The organism is Vibrio sp. V10_P2A27P122 (genome assembly GCF_963874335.1).
GTDB lineage: Bacteria > Pseudomonadota > Gammaproteobacteria > Enterobacterales > Vibrionaceae > Vibrio > Vibrio anguillarum.
In genome coordinates, this window is sequence record NZ_CAWNHY010000133.1 from 1 (window position 1) to 16,454 (window position 16,454).

Genomic DNA, 16,454 nt, shown 5'->3' on the forward strand with positions numbered 1-16,454 from the left:
GCCAAACAGCCCCCCCACCCAGCCCAATAGGCCGTTGAGTAGCGCAATCACACTGATAAAGGCCAGTAACGTTGCCCCAACCGCAACCGCGATACGAAGCCCAGACATTGCACCATCAGCCACGGCTTCAACCACATTGGTTGCTTTTGGTATCTCAACCTCTTCATTGACCACCTGCTGACTTTGCGCTTCGGTTTCCGGCACCAAAATTTTCGCCATCAACAAACCGGCTGGAGCTGACATAAATGCCGCCGCAATAAGATAGTTAAGGTTAACGCCCAGTGAGGCATAACCAACTAACGTTCCGCCCGCAACCGAGGCTAAGCCACACGTCATCACCGCAAAAAATTGCGAATCACTCATGTGTTTTAAATAAGGCTTAACGACTAACGGCGCTTCAATCATGCCGACAAAAATGTTCGCCGTGGCTGACAGTGACTCTGCACGCCCCGTACCCAATAATTTTTGCAAACCACCGCCAATCAAATTAATTACTTTAGGCATCAAACCAATGTGGTACAAACCGGAGATCAAAGCGGAGAAGAAAATGATGATGCCAAGCACATTAATCGCAAACACAAAACCAACGCTACCATTGGCTAAACCGCCAAAGAGAAAGCCAATTCCCTCTTGCCCATAATTGATCAAATTCGATACCGCACCCGTGACACTGTTGAGCACTTCTTTCCCCATAGGGACATACAGAACCAATAGTGCAAAGCCTACTTGCAATAAAAAAGCGAGCGACACGGTTCTAAGTTGGATGTTTTTTCTATTGGTAGAAAGTAGCCAAGCCGTAAATAAGATGGCGACGACGCCAAGTAATGAGTTCATTTGCTGTCAATCCAGATAACGGGGATAGGAAAGGCGCGCATTCTATCGTGCGAAAACGAATGCGCAAGTCGCAAATGTTACAGAGGTGTGCTTAAAAATAGCAGCCTTAAGCCTCTTGTTTCAAGCTGTTGATTTGTAACAAGCTAAACGATTGCCTAGGCTTATCTTTTCCATATAGAAAAGATGTTTCTGAGTTTGGAAATAATAAACCGTGCTCATTACACTTTTGTCAAACGGATGTAAGGCTCTAACTGAGTATCCCAGTAGCAAGGTGTACCGATTAAAGCCTTGATAAATTCAATCACGGCTGAGGTTTTCTTCGGCATATGTTGTCGGCTCGGGTAAACCGCATAAAAAGGCATGCTTTGATTTGCGTGCCAATCTGGCAACAACTGGATCAGTTTACCAGTTCGAAATTCATCTCGAATTAAATAAGTCGCCAAGTAAGCAACACCCCACCCTGCCACGGCGGCGTCACGGACGGCTTCGGCTAAATCCACCGAATAGTTACCCGACACATTGATGTTGACCTTTTGCTCTGGATTGGCAAACGACCAACTGGTGTAATCTCGCTCCCAACTACGGTAGATAAGACAGTTGTGACCTAACAGATCACTGGGTGTCTGAGGGGGTGAATGGTTTAATAAGTATTCCGGTGACGCCGCCAGCACAAATTGGCAATCGGCGAGACGTTGCGCCACGTACCCTTCCGGCAAATGTTCGTTGTTGGTCACCCACAAATCAAGCCCTTCTTCGAGCATATCGACTCGATAATCGAACAAATGCACTTCCACTTGCAGTTTTGGATAACGCTGACGAAGCGCCTCCAGTGCTGGCAAAATGTGCAAAGAACCAAACGACTGTGAAAGACCAAGCTTAATCAGCCCAGACACCTCATCACGCTGGCTTTCCATTTCAGACTGCGCAGCATCCATCAACCCAACGACCGCAATACAATGGCGATAAAAAGCCTCTCCAGCCTCGGTTGTGGTGAAGCTGCGGGTGGTTCGCTGAACGAGCTTCACCCCGAGCGAGGCTTCCAGTAAGGCCAACTGCTTACTAACATGCGATACTGATACGCCTAAGCTTTTGGCCGCAGCGGTAAAGCCTTGATGTTTGATTAACGCAGCAAATATCACCATTTGCCCTGCACGTTCAACTAGCACACGCTCTCCAGAAATAGCAAAGGGCTCATGATGAGCCCTTTGCGTTTAATTAAGGTTCAAATCAATAGGTAATTCTATCCGCCAAATGGCTCACCGCGAGGGCGAAATAATATGAACGGTTCCACTTCATCAACACATTATAGTTGTTGTATACCAAGTAAACGCGGCCATTTTCATCATCTGGCATGATAAGCCAAGCTTGAACGTTGTCTAAATTAGGCAGTGGTTTACCTTCGTAACGAGTAATACCGAGCTTGTTCCACTCTCTCAGTGATTTCCCTTTTTCGGGCTGTCGCCCTTCTAGAGTGCGGTCAAACCCATGCGGAACTTTAACTTGACGGCCCCAAGTGTATTTATCATCCCATCCCGATTGGCTGAGATAATTGGCCGTCGACGCGAATACATCTTCCTTTGAGCGCCAAATGTCTTTTTTGCCATCGCCGTTACCATCGGAAGCGAACGCCAAAAACGAACTCGGCATAAACTGGCATTGTCCCATCGCGCCAGCCCAAGACCCTTTCATCTCATCAGCTTGGATATGACCTTGCTGTAGAATTTGCAACGCGGCCATCGTCTCCTTGCGGAAAAATTCTTCTCGACGACCGTCATAAGCCATAGTCGTCAGCGCATCAATAACACTAAAACCACCGGTCAACGCACCAAAATTACTTTCTACGCCCCACAAAGCCACGATAAAGCGCGGCTGTACGCCATATTGTTCGCCAATGCGGCTAAGCTCTGCATAGTGCTTTTCATACAGCGCCTTTGCTTGGTTCACTTTCCATTCTGGAACCGCGCGTGGGATATATTCATCCAGCGTCAGTTTCTTTTCTGGTTGATTGCGATCGGCCGTCACAGCACGTGGCTTGTACTCCACATTTTTAAACGCATCGATTAAAATTTGCTCTGAAATGCCTTCATTTCGTGCTTGCTGCTTCAAGCCTTCCACATAGTGTTCAAAACTAACCTCATTCGCCATCAATGGCGTGGAGAGGCTTAATCCCAATACGACTGACAATAACTTTCTCAAATCGTCCTCCTTGAGCTGAAAACTTAGCTATCTTTTTGCTGAGCCTTTTGCTGCTTATATTGTTCTAATAAATTTTGTGGCGGTGGCGGTAACTGTAGGAAAAAGCCCTCATTTTCTAGAGACTCTTTTACTTTTTCAATGTTCACTTGGGCAAGTGTACGCCCTTCCAGTTTCACTACCATGACTAAAGTAGGTTTACCGAACATCGCCATTAATGTGTCAGGAACCTGTGAAAAGTCATCCTTTTTGGGGATATAGAGATAGGTACCTTCTTTTTTAGAGCTTTTGTAGATAGAGCAAAGCATGACAAACCTTTTATTGTAATAAACTGGCTTTTCGAGCCAATTAAGTTAGAAACGTTAAATTTTTACCAAATTTGAGATTAAAACAAACATTTGACCGCAAGATAACTTGCTGAGCTAAGTCAGGGAATATAACATGACAACCCTAGTTTCAGGCAACGCCCTTTCTAGTGAAGCCATTAGTTATTGAGGTCAATATAAGATGTCGAATACTCCTGACCTAAAAGGTAGCAGTTTTACTTTGTCAGTGTTACACCTTTGCGACAGTGAAGTTGCCAATACCGTTGAGTTTCTCAAGGAAAAAGTCGCCCAAGCTCCTGCTTTTTTTGCCTCTGCACCTGTAGTGATCAATATTGCTAAAGTGATTGGCGATATTGATTTTGCGATACTTAAACAAGGCATCACTGAAGCGGGAATGATCCCGGTCGGTGTGACAGGTTGCCGTGATAAACGCAGCCAAAACTTAGCCTCAGAAGCTGGCTTTGCCGTGATGGCAGCAAGCAAGTCGCCTTCTCAAGCACCCGCTCAAATAGCGCCAACCAAGGTGATTCGCACGCCCATTCGCTCTGGCCAGCAAGTGTATGCCAAAGATAGCGATTTAGTGATCCTCAATCACGTCAGCGCGGGGGCCGAAGTGATCGCCGATGGTTCAATTCACATTCATGGTTCACTGCGCGGAAGGGCCATTGCCGGTGCCAGCGGCCAAACGGAAGCAAAAATTATTTGTCACGATTTACAAGCAGAGCTGGTCTCCATTGCTGGAAATTATTGGCTTAGCGATCAAATTGAAAGTGAGTTTTGGCAGAAGAAAGTGATGCTCAGCATGGTTGATGATTCACTGCATTTTGAAACGCTCACGATTTAAAATTAACAAGGAAAACATAATGGCACGCATTATTGTTGTAACGTCAGGAAAAGGCGGCGTTGGTAAAACAACCTCAAGCGCAGCAATTGCTTCTGGCTTGGCTTTAAAAGGTAAAAAGACAGCGGTCATCGATTTTGATATCGGTCTGCGTAACCTTGACTTAATCATGGGTTGTGAGCGCCGCGTGGTGTACGACTTTGTCAACGTCATCAACGGTGAGGCGACACTTAACCAAGCGATGATCAAAGATAAACGCACCGAAAACCTGTTTATTCTGCCTGCCTCACAAACCCGTGATAAAGATGCACTCACCAAAGAGGGCGTAAAGCGCGTTTTGGATGAACTCGATACGATGGGCTTTGATTTCGTCATTTGCGACTCACCAGCAGGTATTGAGCAAGGCGCGTTGATGGCTTTGTACTTTGCTGATGAAGCGATTGTAACGACGAACCCTGAAGTCTCTTCCGTGCGCGACTCGGACCGCATTTTAGGGATTTTGGATTCCAAATCAATGCGCTCAGAGCAAGGGTTAGAGCCTGTTAAACAGCACCTTTTATTAACCCGTTATAACCCTACTCGCGTGACACAAGGTGAAATGTTGAGCGTGGAAGATGTTGAAGAGATTTTACATATCTCTTTACTTGGCGTGATCCCAGAAAGCCAAGCGGTGCTTAATGCCTCCAACAAAGGTGTTCCGGTTATTTTTGACGATCAATCAGACGCAGGCCAAGCTTATGCTGACGCTGTCGAGCGCTTATTAGGGCAAGAAGTCGAGTTTCGTTTTCTAACGGAGCAGAAAAAGGGCATCTTTAAACGACTTTTCGGGGGTTAATATTATGTCTCTACTTGAGTTTTTCCGACCACAAAAGAAAACGACCTCAGCAAGCCTTGCCAAAGAGCGTTTGCAAATTATCGTCGCCGAACGTCGTAGTGAAAATGACCCTGCACCGACCTATTTGCCTCAATTGAAAGAAGACATTCTCAAGGTGATCGCCAAATACGTCGCGGTTGACCCTTCGATGGTTGAAGTCTCTTTTGAGCACAAAGATGATGATATCTCTGTGCTGGAATTGAACGTGAAACTGCCAGACGAAGAAAAGTAATCCTTATGATAAAAGAGCCTGCAAAATTGCAGGCTCTTTCTCTTTACTAACCAATTTTACTCAACCAATTTGTTGAGCCGTTCACCGAGAATAGGTAAGCGCCAGCTCTGCATCACATCCGGCAATTGCGCGGGATCTCTCTCTTTCTTCCACACCCAACTCAATAGCTGGTTGAGCTGTTTTTTAGAGGCTAAAAATTCAGTCGCTAAACCCGTGGTTTGAGACACTGATTTAACTTCATCTTTCAACCGTTTAAACAACTGTTTATAGCCGGGATAGTCCATCAAAGGGTCGATTTTAGGTGGGTATTGATCAGCCGGAGTCTGCTGGCCCGCTTTCACCAATGCAATGATTTTGGCACTGTGACGTTGAATCGATCTCGGATCGGCCCCTTCATCAATCATACGGCTTGCACTCGTCAATCCCAAACGAGCGATAGTCAGCAAATCTGTCTCTTTGACCACAAAATTGAGCGCCAAATCACGGCGTACCGCCTCTTCGTAGCGCCAAGTAGCTAAGGGTTTGAGAATCGCTAATTCTTGCGGTGTTAGTTGCCATGCCCCTTTGATATCCAAATAGGCCAAATCGGGATTAGTCTGTTTAATGCGTTTGACGCTCAATAGTTCAGATTCTTGCTGCGCCGCTTGCCACCAGCCCGCCTGCGTCACTTTATCGAGTAATTTCTCGTAAATCGGCAGCAAATAAAACACATCGGCGGCAGCGTAATCCAACTGCTTTTGCGATAAAGGCCTTGCTAACCAATCAGTACGCGATTCACTTTTATCAATTTCAATCCCTAAGAATTCATTGACCAATGCGGCAAATCCGGTAGACAGTCCATGACCGAGAAAGGCCGCCATTACTTGTGTGTCGACCATTGGAAAAGGTGTGCAGCCAAATGCATTATGAAACACTTCGAGATCTTCACCACACGCATGCAGCACTTTGAGCACGGAGGTGTCTTGCAGTAGCTCGACAAAAGGGGCCATGTCATCAAAGGCAAGTGGGTCGATTAAAGAGAGGTTTTCACCATCATAAAGCTGGATCAATCCGAGCTGTGGGTAAAAGGTACGCACTCGGACAAACTCGGTATCGAGCATCACCACATCGGCATCTCGCGCGGCAAGGCATACACGTTGTAGGTCGTTAGGCTGGGTAATTATTTGGTAGTTCACTAATGGCTCACTTTGGGCAACCCTACTAGAGGGGACATAAAAATGCCGACGGTTTGAGTCGGCATTCTAGCACTATTTTTTCATACTGACTTGATGCTTAGGCACGTTTTGTTTGTTCAATTGCCGCATCATTTTCTTCACGAAGTACGCGGCGTAAAATTTTACCCACATTACTCTTTGGTAAATCTTCCCTAAACTCAATCAACTTAGGCACTTTATAGCCAGTCAAATGTTTACGGCAATGGGCAATAATTTCATCTTTGGTTAAGCTCGGATCACGCTTAACCACATAAATCTTGACGATTTCACCAGACACTTCATGAGGCTGGCCGATAGCGGCCACTTCTAATACTTTGCCATGCAGTGCAACCACATCTTCAATCTCATTAGGATAGACGTTGAATCCAGAGACTAAAATCATGTCTTTCTTGCGATCGACAATATAGACCATTCCTTGCTCATCAAACTTGACGATATCGCCTGTAGAGAGCCAACCATCGGCATCAATCACTTCTTTCGTCGCTTCCGGTCTTTGCCAATAACCTTGCATCACTTGTGGGCCACGCACTTGCAACTCACCGACTTGATCATAAGCCAACACTTTGCCTTCATCATCAACGATACGCACTTCGGTTGAAGGAACGGGTAAACCAATGGCTCCCGAATAATCACTTAAATCATAAGGATTACCTGTCACCAGTGGTGCACATTCAGTCAAACCGTAACCTTCAAGCAGGTGGATACCCGTCACTTTTTTCCACTGATCGGCCACCGCGCGCTGTACCGCCATGCCACCACCAACAGAAAGCTTAAGATTTTTGAAATCAAGTTCATGGAAATCTTCGTTGTTGACCAACGCATTAAACAGCGTATTCACCCCCGTAATGGCAGTAAATGGGTACTTTTGCAACTCTTTGACAAAGCCTGGAATATCGCGTGGATTAGTAATCAATAGGTTACGCCCACCCATTTCGACGAACAGTAAACAGTTTACGGTCAGTGCAAATACGTGATAAAGCGGTAATGCCGTCACAACCAGTTCGCGGCCTTCGGCCAATACTGGACCATATGCTCCTTTTGCTTGGAGCACATTCGCAATCATGTTGCGGTGGGTCAGAATTGCCCCTTTTGCCACACCGGTTGTACCACCGGTATATTGTAAAAATGCAATGTCGTCGCCAGACATAAAAGGCTTCACATACTGTAAACGGCGACCTTTGTGCAACGCCTTACGCATGGAAATGGCACCTGGTAAGTCATATTTTGGCACCATCCCTTTCACATATTTCACAACGAAATCAACCAACGTCCCTTTTGCTCTAGGTAACATCTGTCCAAGGCTGGTCAATACCACATGTTTTACCGAGGTATTTTCAACAATTTGCTCTAAGGTATTGGCAAAATTCGAGACGATGACGATCGCCTTTGCATCGGCGTCATTCAGTTGATGCTCAAGCTCTCGCGGGGTGTACAACGGGTTAACATTCACTGCAATCAACCCGGCTCGTAATACGCCAAATAACGCGACCGGATACTGCAATAGGTTAGGCATCATTAAGGCGACACGATCACCTTTTTTCAGCTTCAGCTCATTTTGCAAATAGGCGGCAAATGCTCGGCTGCGCTCTTCCAGTTTACGAAAAGTCATGACCGAACCCATATTCATAAAGGCTGGTTGATCGGCATATTTATGAACCGATTGCTCAAACATTTCGACCAAAGAGAGGTACTGATCAGGGTTGATGAATTCAGGTACATCAGTTGGATAGCGTGAAAGCCAAGGTTTCTCCACGGTAATACTCCTCGTTATTGGCGGCTGCTCTACGGCGATATTTTTATGTGCGCTATTACAGCACAGCCAAAGCGCTTGAGCACGAAACACTCAAACACTTGTTTAAATTTTGTTAACTAAGCCAAAAATTAGTTCGGCGACTTGCGAAGGTTGCTCAAGATGGCAATGATGACCACCAGAAATAGTGAACATCTCTTGCCGATCATCGGCGAAATAGCCTCGAGCGGCTCGTAACTCAGAAAAACCGTGTGTACCGAGAATCACACGTTGTGGGCATTGGATGTGCGCCATTATGTGCTGAGCATGCTCATACGACATGCGATACAAGGAATCGCTGTTTAACTGTGGGTCATGACGCCAATACCACTCGTCATTGCACAGCTCAACCCCTCGAATAACGATGGGTTGGATCAAGGCTGCTTCTAACTGGTTGACTTCGGCTCGGCGAGCAACAGCGTATTCTAAGTTCGGTAACCTACGACGAGGCTTACGCCGGATCCGCTGGCGGCTGAGTACGCCATTGCGCAGCCTGGCCACACTCTCTAGTGGCGATTCAGCCAATGGAGCCATTCCTTCGATTTGAACTAATCCTGCGACTTGCTCAGGAAAGGCGGCACTATAGCAACTTGCGATTAAAGCACCAAGGGAATGCCCTACGATCACTAACCTGTTTGGCGATAAGTTGAGCAAAAATGAGTAAATATCATCAATATAGTCATGAAATGGGTAAAAATGACCGTCGGCTTTATGGCTTGAAAGGCCATGTCCCGGTAAATCGATTGCGCAAAGGTGTAACTGTGGATTAAGGTGACTTAACGCTTTGATAACGGTAAGAAAACTGGATGAATTATCTAACCAACCATGCAAAAAAACGACCGATAAGTCGGCCGTTTGTGCGTTTCCCAACTCTTGAGTCGCAATCATTCCTTGCGCAAGAGAGTACTGTTTTTGTTGCATCGCTATTTCACTTCTTGTACCACGCGCCCTTCACGAGCACCAATGTACATTTGACGACAATATAAGCTGTGGCAAGGGTACATATAAGTACCGAGATCATTCACGACCACTCTTTCTTCAACTCGCCACAAATGTAGTCCTTTTACGACCATGGTTGGGAAAGTGTATTCAAACTCACCTACTTTGGCTTTTTCTGGAGCAAGGCTGGTTCCCACTAGCGTCACCAAACGATCTTTCGCATAAGCCACTGGGTCAACAAACCCGTCAACATAGCCAACAAAACGCCCTTGCGGTTCGCGGTCGATATCCGGTCGGCCTGATGAGCTAATTGGCAAATTGACTATTTCAATCCGTGTTTTATCCGCCAAATTAGTCACACTGGCGATGACGCCGCCCAGCCGGACTTCATCTTGCTCATTGGTTGGCGTATTGACCCAAGTGGCGTAATCGGTGATCACGGCATCACTACTGGCACGAAGATCATCCGGTAAGCTTGAGCATGCACCAAGCAACAATGTGGACGATAACAGCAGTAGCGTTTTAGAAGTGGAAAAAGATCGCATCATAATGACCTTGTTGGATTAGATGTAGATATCGACTCCAAGCAGTTGAGCAAGTTCCTCTTTTTTTGCTTGGTTCATCACGTCCATGTACTCTTCCATCGCCTTTCTTGATCGGCCTTCAGGAAGATCGTATTCCAGATTAGCCCGATGAATCTCTGATGGATCGACATAACGAATTGAATGAGAAACAGCATTCGCCACCTTAGTAGGTTGGCCTACTCCGGTTTTGGCATCGCCTTTCTTTACCCCATTGTTCTTATTTGCGCGATTAGCCCTATTGCTACCGGGCACTATCGCAGGAGGTAAACCGTTAATTGAAACCATACTGTTCCTATTCAATTAGAGCAAGACGAATGCAACGCCTTGCCTTTCACTGATTATTCTCGGCCCGGTAACTTCTTCCAAGCCACGTTATCACGCAGGTAAACAGGGCTCGACTCTTCTACTGTTAGCGTGTTTCCTTTAGCAAACTCATACTGAGCAAGAAACACCATATCCTGTGCATCTGGGTACAATACTTCCCCCATTTGACACGAGATAGGCAACGTATCTAACTCTTCTTTATAAGCCGCCCAACCCGTTCCAGCGCAGCCCCAAGTGATGCTGTCAGCTTTGATTTGCTCAGCAAGAGTATTAGGAGCAATGACGCACTCTGCATCTATCTCTTGCCAAGAGCCATCTTCTTGACGTGTATAACGACCCCAGTAAATCTCACTCATTCTGGCGTCAATTGCACACGCCACCTGCTGGTAACCCTGTAAACGATAGCTGCCTTGCGCCATCGCTGCCAGGGTCGAAATACCTATCATAGGTAAATCAGCGCCGAATGCTAAACCTTGTGCAATTCCAATGCCAATCCGTACTCCGGTAAAACTGCCCGGACCACGGCCAAAGGCTAGCGCGTCTAGTTCCTGTAAGGTGATGCCCGCTTCTTTTAGGACGGAATCCACCATGGGTAGAATCTTCTTGGTGTGATCGCGAGGGGCAACTTCACTGCGAACGTACAGTTTGCCGTTCATCATTAAAGCAACAGAACAGTTCTCTGTTGCTGTGTCTAAGGCAAGGATCTTTGCGCTCATTACTGTCTCTAATTGTTGTTAATAGTTACGGGTGTCGTGACTGAAATTTGACTTAAGAAATCTTTTACTTTGTCCAAATCCCGCGTACGTGGAATGGGCGGTAAACTGGCAAGAAATAGCCCACCGTAGTCACGGGTGACTAAACGGTTATCACAAATGATCAGTACACCTTTGTCATGTTTATCGCGGATCAAACGCCCGACCCCTTGTTTCAAGGTGATGACGGCATCGGGTAGTTGTACTTGCGCAAATGGATCTCCACCGCGCATTCGGCAATCTTCAATTCGCGCTTTCAACAACGGATCATCCGGTGCGGTAAATGGAAGTTTGTCGATAATAACACAGCTTAATGCGTCACCTCTAACATCTATCCCTTCCCAAAACGCCCCTGTCGCGACCAATAAGGCATTACCTAATTCCATAAATTCGGCCAACGTTTTTTGTTTACTCGTCTCCCCTTGCATCAGCACTGGCACGGTTAACACTTCTCGAAAACGTTCACCTAACTCGCGCATCATGCTGTGGGAAGTACATAAAAAGAAGCAGCGGCCTTGGTTTTGCTCAATCACTGGCGACAAAATACGCACCAATTTATCGGCAAGGCCTGGGCTATTGGGTTCAGGTAAATAGCGTGGTACACACAGCCGCGCCTGCTGCTGATAGTCAAACGGGCTTGGTAATGAAAACTGAGCTTGGGGCTTTAGTCCTAAACGCTGAGTGAAATGGCTAAAATCGTCGTTTACGGCCAAAGTTGCGGAGGTGAAAATCCATGCGCCCTGCTTTTGTTGCACCTGTTCGTGAAATTTATCGGCCACCGAAAGTGGGGTGATGTGTAAACTAAAATGACGCGGCGTGGTGTCATACCAATAGGAATAACCGGTAATAGAGACATCACACACTCGATCAATTCGTCCTTTGATTAAGTTGGCGCGCTCAAATGCGGTATCCAATAACTGGCTGCGACCTAACGCGAGTTTTAACACATCGATAGCAAAATCTAAGCTGTCTCGCAAACGCGCTAATTCTCGCGAAATCGATGGTGAAGCTAACGCCTCACGCCAGTTGCCTCGAAAACTGGGTTCACCCAACACAATGCGTAAATCCATCGCTGACTGTACCAGTTTATCGCCCACTTTCTGCAATTGGCGCATATCTTTTGCTTCAGTGCGATAGCCGATTTCAATATCTTTCGCCAGCTCTTGGACTTGGCGACTGGAGACTGATTGACCAAAATATTGGCTGGCGATATCCGGTAACTGATGCGCTTCGTCGAAGATAAAGACCTCGGCTTCGGGGATCAACTCACCAAACCCGGTTTCTTTGATCGCCAGATCGGCTAGAAAAAGGTGATGGTTGACCACGACAACGTCGGCATCCATCGCCTTTTTGCGCGCTTTAGAGACAAAACAGTCGACGTAACTTGGGCACTCTTTGCCAAGGCAATTGTCGTTGGTTGAGGTGATGGTTGGAATGACAGCACTGTCTTCAGGCAACTCTTCACATTCGCCTAAATCACCGCTTTTGGTTTCCGATGACCAACGACGCACTTTCACTAATTGAGTCAATAGCTGTGGATCAGATTGGTTGGTGTGGCTTTCCACCATTTGGCGGCTTAGCCTATCAAGGCACAGATAGTTTGCTCGGCCTTTTAATAGCGCAACATTGCCATAGAAACCGAGCGCATCAATCATCAAGGGTAAATCACGATGAAAAAGCTGCTCTTGTAGGTTTTTAGAACCCGTACTGATAATGACTTTTTTACCACTGAGCAGCGCAGGCACCAGATACGCAAAGGTTTTGCCTGTACCAGTCCCTGCTTCAACCACTAATTGCGATTGTTGGGAAATCGCCTTAGCGACCGCTTCAGCCATGTCAATTTGCGCTTGTCGAGCTTGAAAACCGGCAATGGCTTTACCTAATGCGCCTTGTGAAGAGAAGGTTTTTGCAATCATCAAAAAGTGGAGGTAAGTGTTCGTTGCGGGGCATTATGTCAGGTTTGATGAGCTGGCGCGAATCCAAGTGCAACCCGCGCCAGTTAGGTGTGTTCTATTTGCGATTGAGGTAACGAGATAACCAAGCTGGTCCTTCGTACCCATTCTCCGTTTGGGTCATTGCTTTTGCCGCCTCGGCGGGTGACGCTCGGTTCTCCCACATGTCTTCCAAAATGATTTCGTCAATTTGATGGTCTCCCATCAATGCACTCACTCTTTCCATATACAGCTTTCGTGCGAGGAGTTCTCTATCCATAAATACCGCCTTAAGACACTCTGTGAGGAAGAAATTTAGTAAAAGCCTAACGGTGAACCCGTTTATATATTGAAACCAACTTAATAATAGATTAATTATAGCCCTTATATTGCGGGGCGCCTCACCGTTCACACGCTCACGAATTAGTTTTTAGAACGAAAAAAATCATGCACGGAAGTAATTAATAATGGAAAGAAAAACACTGCTCACTCATTGTAGTGATGCGCCCGGACTTATCTCTAAAATCACGAACATTTGTTATAAACATCAACTCAATATTATTCATAATAATGAGTATGTTGATAACATCAGTGGTCACTTTTTTATGCGTACTGAATTGGAAGGCTACTTTAACGACACCACCCTTTTAGCCGACCTTGACCAAGCCTTGCCTGCACACGCAAAACGTAAACTGATTGATTCTTCGCGCAAACGCATCGTTATTTTGGTGACTAAAGAAGCACATTGCTTGGGCGATATTTTGATTAAGAATTATGATGGCAGCTTGGATGTCGATATTGCTGCAGTGATTGGCAATTACGATACGCTGCAAAATCTGACCGAAAAGTTTGATATCCCGTATCACCATGTTTCTCATGAAGGGCTAAACCGCGAGGAACATGAGCAGAAATTGTTAGAAGTGCTGGACCAATATCACGCCGACTATTTGGTCCTCGCCAAATACATGCGGGTACTCACTCCTGGTTTTGTCGATAAGTACCATCACAAAATTATTAATATTCACCACAGCTTTTTACCGGCATTCATTGGTGCAAAACCTTACCAGCAAGCATACGAGCGCGGTGTAAAAATCATTGGTGCGACGGCGCACTTTGTCACTAATGATTTAGATGAAGGCCCGATTATTAAGCAAGATGTAATCCCGGTTGATCACACATTCAGCGCGCAAAACATGGCGCAAGCTGGACGGGATGTTGAGAAAAATGTGCTGAGTAAAGCCTTGAACAAAGTCATCAACGATCACGTTTTTGTTTATGGCAACAAAACGGTCATTTTATAGCAAAGCGAAGACTGTTCTTCACGAACATAGGAAAGACAAAAGGCGCGATTTGCGCCTTTTGTTGTTTTACGATTGCTGGCTGATCACTCCAAGTGATAGCACCACCGGCTAGCTTGGACCATAGATTATAACTTAATCGCCAGCTCGACCCCTTGACGAATCGCACGCACAGCATCAAGCTCACCAGCATAATCGGCACCACCAATCACATGCATCTTCTCACCCAATAATGCCCATTTATCTTCAAAAGGACGTACCGATTCTTGCCCAGCACAAATCACAATTTTGTCGGCGTCTAACAGCAAAGGATTACCGTCAAGCGTGATATGTAAACCGTCAGCGGCAATTTTTTCATAACCGACACCACCCAGTAGATTCACTCCACGCTTTTCTAAGGTGCGTTTATGGATCCAACCTGTGGTCTTACCGGGGCCTTTACCTACTCGTCCTTTGCGGCGCTGCAATAGCCACACCGTTTTTTCACTCATACAATCGGGAAATGGGTACAAACCTCCGGGATAAGCAATCTCTTTATCGATGCCCCAATCATGCAGCCAATCATCAAGCGTATGCTCTGTCGGCTCAGTCAACATAGTAGCGACGTCGACACCAATTCCACCAGCACCAACAATCGCGACTTTTTCACCAACGGGTGTTTTTTCACGGATCAGCGTTTGGTAATCCACCACCTTTTCTAGGTTATCAATACCATCAATTTTTATTTTTCTCGGCTCGACACCCGACGCCATCACCACTTCATCGTACGGTTCGAGCATCTCAAAATTGACGTCAGTATCTAAATGCAAATGCACACCGGTTTGATCAATACGATTTGCAAAGTAGCGAATGGTTTCTCTAAACTCTTCTTTGCCGGGAATTTGCATCGCCAAACGGAACTGGCCACCAATGCGATCATTTTTTTCAAACAGATCAACATGATGCCCACGCTCAGCCAAGGTAGTCGCACAAGCAAGCCCCGCCGGACCTGCGCCAATCACCGCCATTTTTTTCGGCTGAGCAGCAGGGCGAATAACCATTTCCGTTTCATAGCAGGCCCGCGGGTTGACGAGGCAACTGGCCCGTTTGCCTTTAAATACGTTATCTAAACAGGCTTGGTTACAGCCGATACACGTATTGATCAGCGCGGCTTTTCCTTGCTCAGCTTTGGCAACAAATTCTGGATCGGCAAGAAACGGACGCGCCATCGACACCATATCCGCTTGACCCGTTGCTAATATTTTTTCTGCTTCTTCTGGAGTGTTGATGCGATTACAGGTCACTACGGGCACAGAGAGATGTGGGCGGATTTTTTCCGTTACCCAAGTAAAAGCAGCACGGGGTACTTGAGTCGCTATCGTTGGAACGCGCGCTTCATGCCAACCGATGCCCGTATTGATAATGGTCACGCCAGCTTGTTCAAGTGCCTTCGCGAGCATTAAAACCTCTTCGAAAGTGCTGCCCTCTTCGACTAAATCCAGCATTGAAAGACGGAAAATGATGATGAACTCTTTACCAACCACTGCGCGAATCGCTTTCACTATCTCAATGGGTAAACGGATACGATTTTCGTAACTACCGCCCCAATCGTCGTAACGCATGTTGGTACGTTTACAGATAAATTGGTTGATCAAATACCCTTCCGAGCCCATCACTTCCACACCATCGTATCCTGCAAGGTGAGCTAATTCAGCACTACTGGCAAAGGCATCAATGGTTTTTTTTATCTGACGAGCACTCATTTCACTCGGTGCAAAACGCGCAATAGGTGCTTTAATCGCCGAAGCACTTTGGGCAAAAGGGTGCATTGCGTATCGGCCTGCGTGCAGCAATTGCAAGGCGATTTTTCCACCTTGGCGATGCACTGCCTCAGTCACAACTTGGTGTGCACGCGCATGTTTTGCCTTGCTAAATTCAGCACTGAAAGGGTGAAGTCGACCGCGCAAATTAGGCGAAAACCCGCCCGTCACAATCAGCCCAACCCCACCTTTTGCACGCTCTTCATAAAAAGCGGCCAGCTTATGGAGCCCTTCCTTGTGCTCTTCTAATCCCGTGTGCATTGATCCCATCAATACACGGTTGCGTAACTGAGTAAATCCTAAATCCAAAGGCTCTAACAGATGTGGGTACATGGCGACTTCACTTTTATAATTATGCGTTATGGTCTGACCAGAATATTATTGCCCACAAAAAAAATCAAACAAGTGTTTACATTTTTGTAACACCGATCAATCTTGCGGTTGTTTGGGTATACTAGATCACGTAGGATGTAAGCCATTAATATCTCAAGGTTAATCCCTTGATTCATTTAAACACGCTTGCG

Annotated in this window: 17 protein-coding genes; 4 read left to right on the forward strand and 13 right to left on the reverse strand. The window is 46.3% G+C overall.

Translation table 11 applies throughout. From position 1 onward, the window contains the following. The 4 genes from AACQ17_RS06705 to AACQ17_RS06720 form a co-directional block, all read right to left on the reverse strand. A partial coding sequence (locus AACQ17_RS06705; RefSeq protein ID WP_094167545.1) for a NupC/NupG family nucleoside CNT transporter occupies positions 1-834 on the reverse strand: 834 nt, incomplete at its 3' end. Positions 835-1,052: 218 nt separating this feature from the next. Continuing rightward, positions 1,053-2,000 (reverse strand): LysR family transcriptional regulator, encoded by a 948-nt coding sequence (locus tag AACQ17_RS06710; protein ID WP_017044581.1) that lies wholly within the window; start codon positions 1,998-2,000, stop codon positions 1,053-1,055. 61 nt (positions 2,001-2,061) lie between these two features. Further along, complete coding sequence (locus AACQ17_RS06715; protein ID WP_013857211.1) at positions 2,062-3,030, reverse strand: lytic murein transglycosylase; 969 nt, start codon at positions 3,028-3,030, stop codon at positions 2,062-2,064. Between the two features lie 23 nt (positions 3,031-3,053). Further along, a complete protein-coding gene (locus AACQ17_RS06720; RefSeq protein WP_017044579.1) occupies positions 3,054-3,335 on the reverse strand; it encodes a YcgL domain-containing protein in 282 nt (93 codons plus the stop codon). A gap of 199 nt (positions 3,336-3,534) precedes the next feature. Here AACQ17_RS06720 and minC point away from each other — a divergent pair, with 199 nt between their 5' ends. Genes minC through minE form a run of 3 tightly spaced genes read left to right on the forward strand, consistent with a single transcriptional unit; the run spans position 3,535 to position 5,300 of the window. Beyond that, complete coding sequence (gene minC / locus AACQ17_RS06725; RefSeq protein ID WP_013857213.1) at positions 3,535-4,197, forward strand: septum site-determining protein MinC; 663 nt, start codon at positions 3,535-3,537, stop codon at positions 4,195-4,197. A 19-nt stretch (positions 4,198-4,216) separates the two neighbouring features. Further along, on the forward strand, positions 4,217-5,029 hold the full coding sequence (gene minD / locus AACQ17_RS06730; protein ID WP_013857214.1) for a septum site-determining protein MinD: 813 nt from the start codon (positions 4,217-4,219) through the stop codon (positions 5,027-5,029). Positions 5,030-5,033: 4 nt separating this feature from the next. After that, positions 5,034-5,300 carry a cell division topological specificity factor MinE gene (gene minE / locus AACQ17_RS06735; RefSeq protein ID WP_010317176.1) on the forward strand — a complete coding sequence of 89 codons (267 nt, stop codon included), beginning with the start codon at positions 5,034-5,036 and terminating at the stop codon, positions 5,298-5,300. 56 nt (positions 5,301-5,356) lie between these two features. Here minE and rnd read toward each other — a convergent pair whose 3' ends face one another. The 8 genes from rnd to AACQ17_RS06775 all read right to left on the reverse strand — a co-directional run bounded on the left by rnd (position 5,357) and on the right by AACQ17_RS06775 (position 13,113). After that, a complete protein-coding gene (gene rnd, locus AACQ17_RS06740; protein ID WP_017044578.1) occupies positions 5,357-6,475 on the reverse strand; it encodes a ribonuclease D in 1,119 nt (372 codons plus the stop codon). A 97-nt stretch (positions 6,476-6,572) separates the two neighbouring features. Further along, positions 6,573-8,267 carry a long-chain-fatty-acid--CoA ligase FadD gene (gene fadD / locus AACQ17_RS06745; RefSeq protein ID WP_026028639.1) on the reverse strand — a complete coding sequence of 565 codons (1,695 nt, stop codon included), beginning with the start codon at positions 8,265-8,267 and terminating at the stop codon, positions 6,573-6,575. A gap of 102 nt (positions 8,268-8,369) precedes the next feature. Beyond that, positions 8,370-9,224, reverse strand: a complete 855-nt coding sequence (locus tag AACQ17_RS06750) for an alpha/beta fold hydrolase (protein WP_094147918.1) — start codon at positions 9,222-9,224, stop codon at positions 8,370-8,372. Between the two features lie 2 nt (positions 9,225-9,226). Further along, the gene (locus tag AACQ17_RS06755; protein WP_017044575.1) at positions 9,227-9,790 is read right to left on the reverse strand and encodes a Slp family lipoprotein; all 564 of its coding nucleotides are present in this window, start codon (positions 9,788-9,790) and stop codon (positions 9,227-9,229) included. Positions 9,791-9,805: 15 nt separating this feature from the next. After that, complete coding sequence (locus AACQ17_RS06760) at positions 9,806-10,111, reverse strand: chromosome partitioning protein ParA (protein ID WP_166538005.1); 306 nt, start codon at positions 10,109-10,111, stop codon at positions 9,806-9,808. A 53-nt stretch (positions 10,112-10,164) separates the two neighbouring features. Then, complete coding sequence (tsaB, locus tag AACQ17_RS06765) at positions 10,165-10,866, reverse strand: tRNA (adenosine(37)-N6)-threonylcarbamoyltransferase complex dimerization subunit type 1 TsaB (RefSeq protein ID WP_017047797.1); 702 nt, start codon at positions 10,864-10,866, stop codon at positions 10,165-10,167. 8 nt (positions 10,867-10,874) lie between these two features. After that, positions 10,875-12,818 (reverse strand): ATP-dependent DNA helicase, encoded by a 1,944-nt coding sequence (locus AACQ17_RS06770; RefSeq protein WP_038170106.1) that lies wholly within the window; start codon positions 12,816-12,818, stop codon positions 10,875-10,877. 94 nt (positions 12,819-12,912) lie between these two features. Beyond that, the gene (locus AACQ17_RS06775) at positions 12,913-13,113 is read right to left on the reverse strand and encodes a hypothetical protein (RefSeq protein WP_013857222.1); all 201 of its coding nucleotides are present in this window, start codon (positions 13,111-13,113) and stop codon (positions 12,913-12,915) included. Positions 13,114-13,300: 187 nt separating this feature from the next. Between AACQ17_RS06775 and purU the strand changes: the two genes are divergently transcribed. Further along, positions 13,301-14,134 carry a formyltetrahydrofolate deformylase gene (gene purU, locus AACQ17_RS06780; RefSeq protein ID WP_010317194.1) on the forward strand — a complete coding sequence of 278 codons (834 nt, stop codon included), beginning with the start codon at positions 13,301-13,303 and terminating at the stop codon, positions 14,132-14,134. A 125-nt stretch (positions 14,135-14,259) separates the two neighbouring features. Here the strand turns inward: purU and AACQ17_RS06785 are convergent, their stop codons facing one another. Continuing rightward, positions 14,260-16,263, reverse strand: a complete 2,004-nt coding sequence (locus AACQ17_RS06785; protein ID WP_094146828.1) for an NADPH-dependent 2,4-dienoyl-CoA reductase — start codon at positions 16,261-16,263, stop codon at positions 14,260-14,262. Positions 16,264-16,454 lie beyond the last annotated feature (191 nt).

Excerpts from the sequence above, each read along its gene's own strand:
- AACQ17_RS06720 (WP_017044579.1), bottom strand. The coding sequence starts at position 3,335 with ATGCTTTGCTCTATCTACAAAAGCTCTAAAAAAGAAGGTACCTATCTC.
- minC (WP_013857213.1), top strand. The coding sequence starts at position 3,535 with ATGTCGAATACTCCTGACCTAAAAGGTAGCAGTTTTACTTTGTCAGTG.
- minD (WP_013857214.1), top strand. The coding sequence starts at position 4,217 with ATGGCACGCATTATTGTTGTAACGTCAGGAAAAGGCGGCGTTGGTAAA.
- minE (WP_010317176.1), top strand. The coding sequence starts at position 5,034 with ATGTCTCTACTTGAGTTTTTCCGACCACAAAAGAAAACGACCTCAGCA.
- AACQ17_RS06750 (WP_094147918.1), bottom strand. The coding sequence starts at position 9,224 with ATGCAACAAAAACAGTACTCTCTTGCGCAAGGAATGATTGCGACTCAA.
- AACQ17_RS06755 (WP_017044575.1), bottom strand. The coding sequence starts at position 9,790 with ATGATGCGATCTTTTTCCACTTCTAAAACGCTACTGCTGTTATCGTCC.
- AACQ17_RS06760 (WP_166538005.1), bottom strand. The coding sequence starts at position 10,111 with ATGGTTTCAATTAACGGTTTACCTCCTGCGATAGTGCCCGGTAGCAAT.
- tsaB (WP_017047797.1), bottom strand. The coding sequence starts at position 10,866 with ATGAGCGCAAAGATCCTTGCCTTAGACACAGCAACAGAGAACTGTTCT.
- AACQ17_RS06770 (WP_038170106.1), bottom strand. The coding sequence starts at position 12,818 with ATGATTGCAAAAACCTTCTCTTCACAAGGCGCATTAGGTAAAGCCATT.
- AACQ17_RS06775 (WP_013857222.1), bottom strand. The coding sequence starts at position 13,113 with ATGGATAGAGAACTCCTCGCACGAAAGCTGTATATGGAAAGAGTGAGT.
- purU (WP_010317194.1), top strand. The coding sequence starts at position 13,301 with ATGGAAAGAAAAACACTGCTCACTCATTGTAGTGATGCGCCCGGACTT.
- AACQ17_RS06785 (WP_094146828.1), bottom strand. The coding sequence starts at position 16,263 with ATGTACCCACATCTGTTAGAGCCTTTGGATTTAGGATTTACTCAGTTA.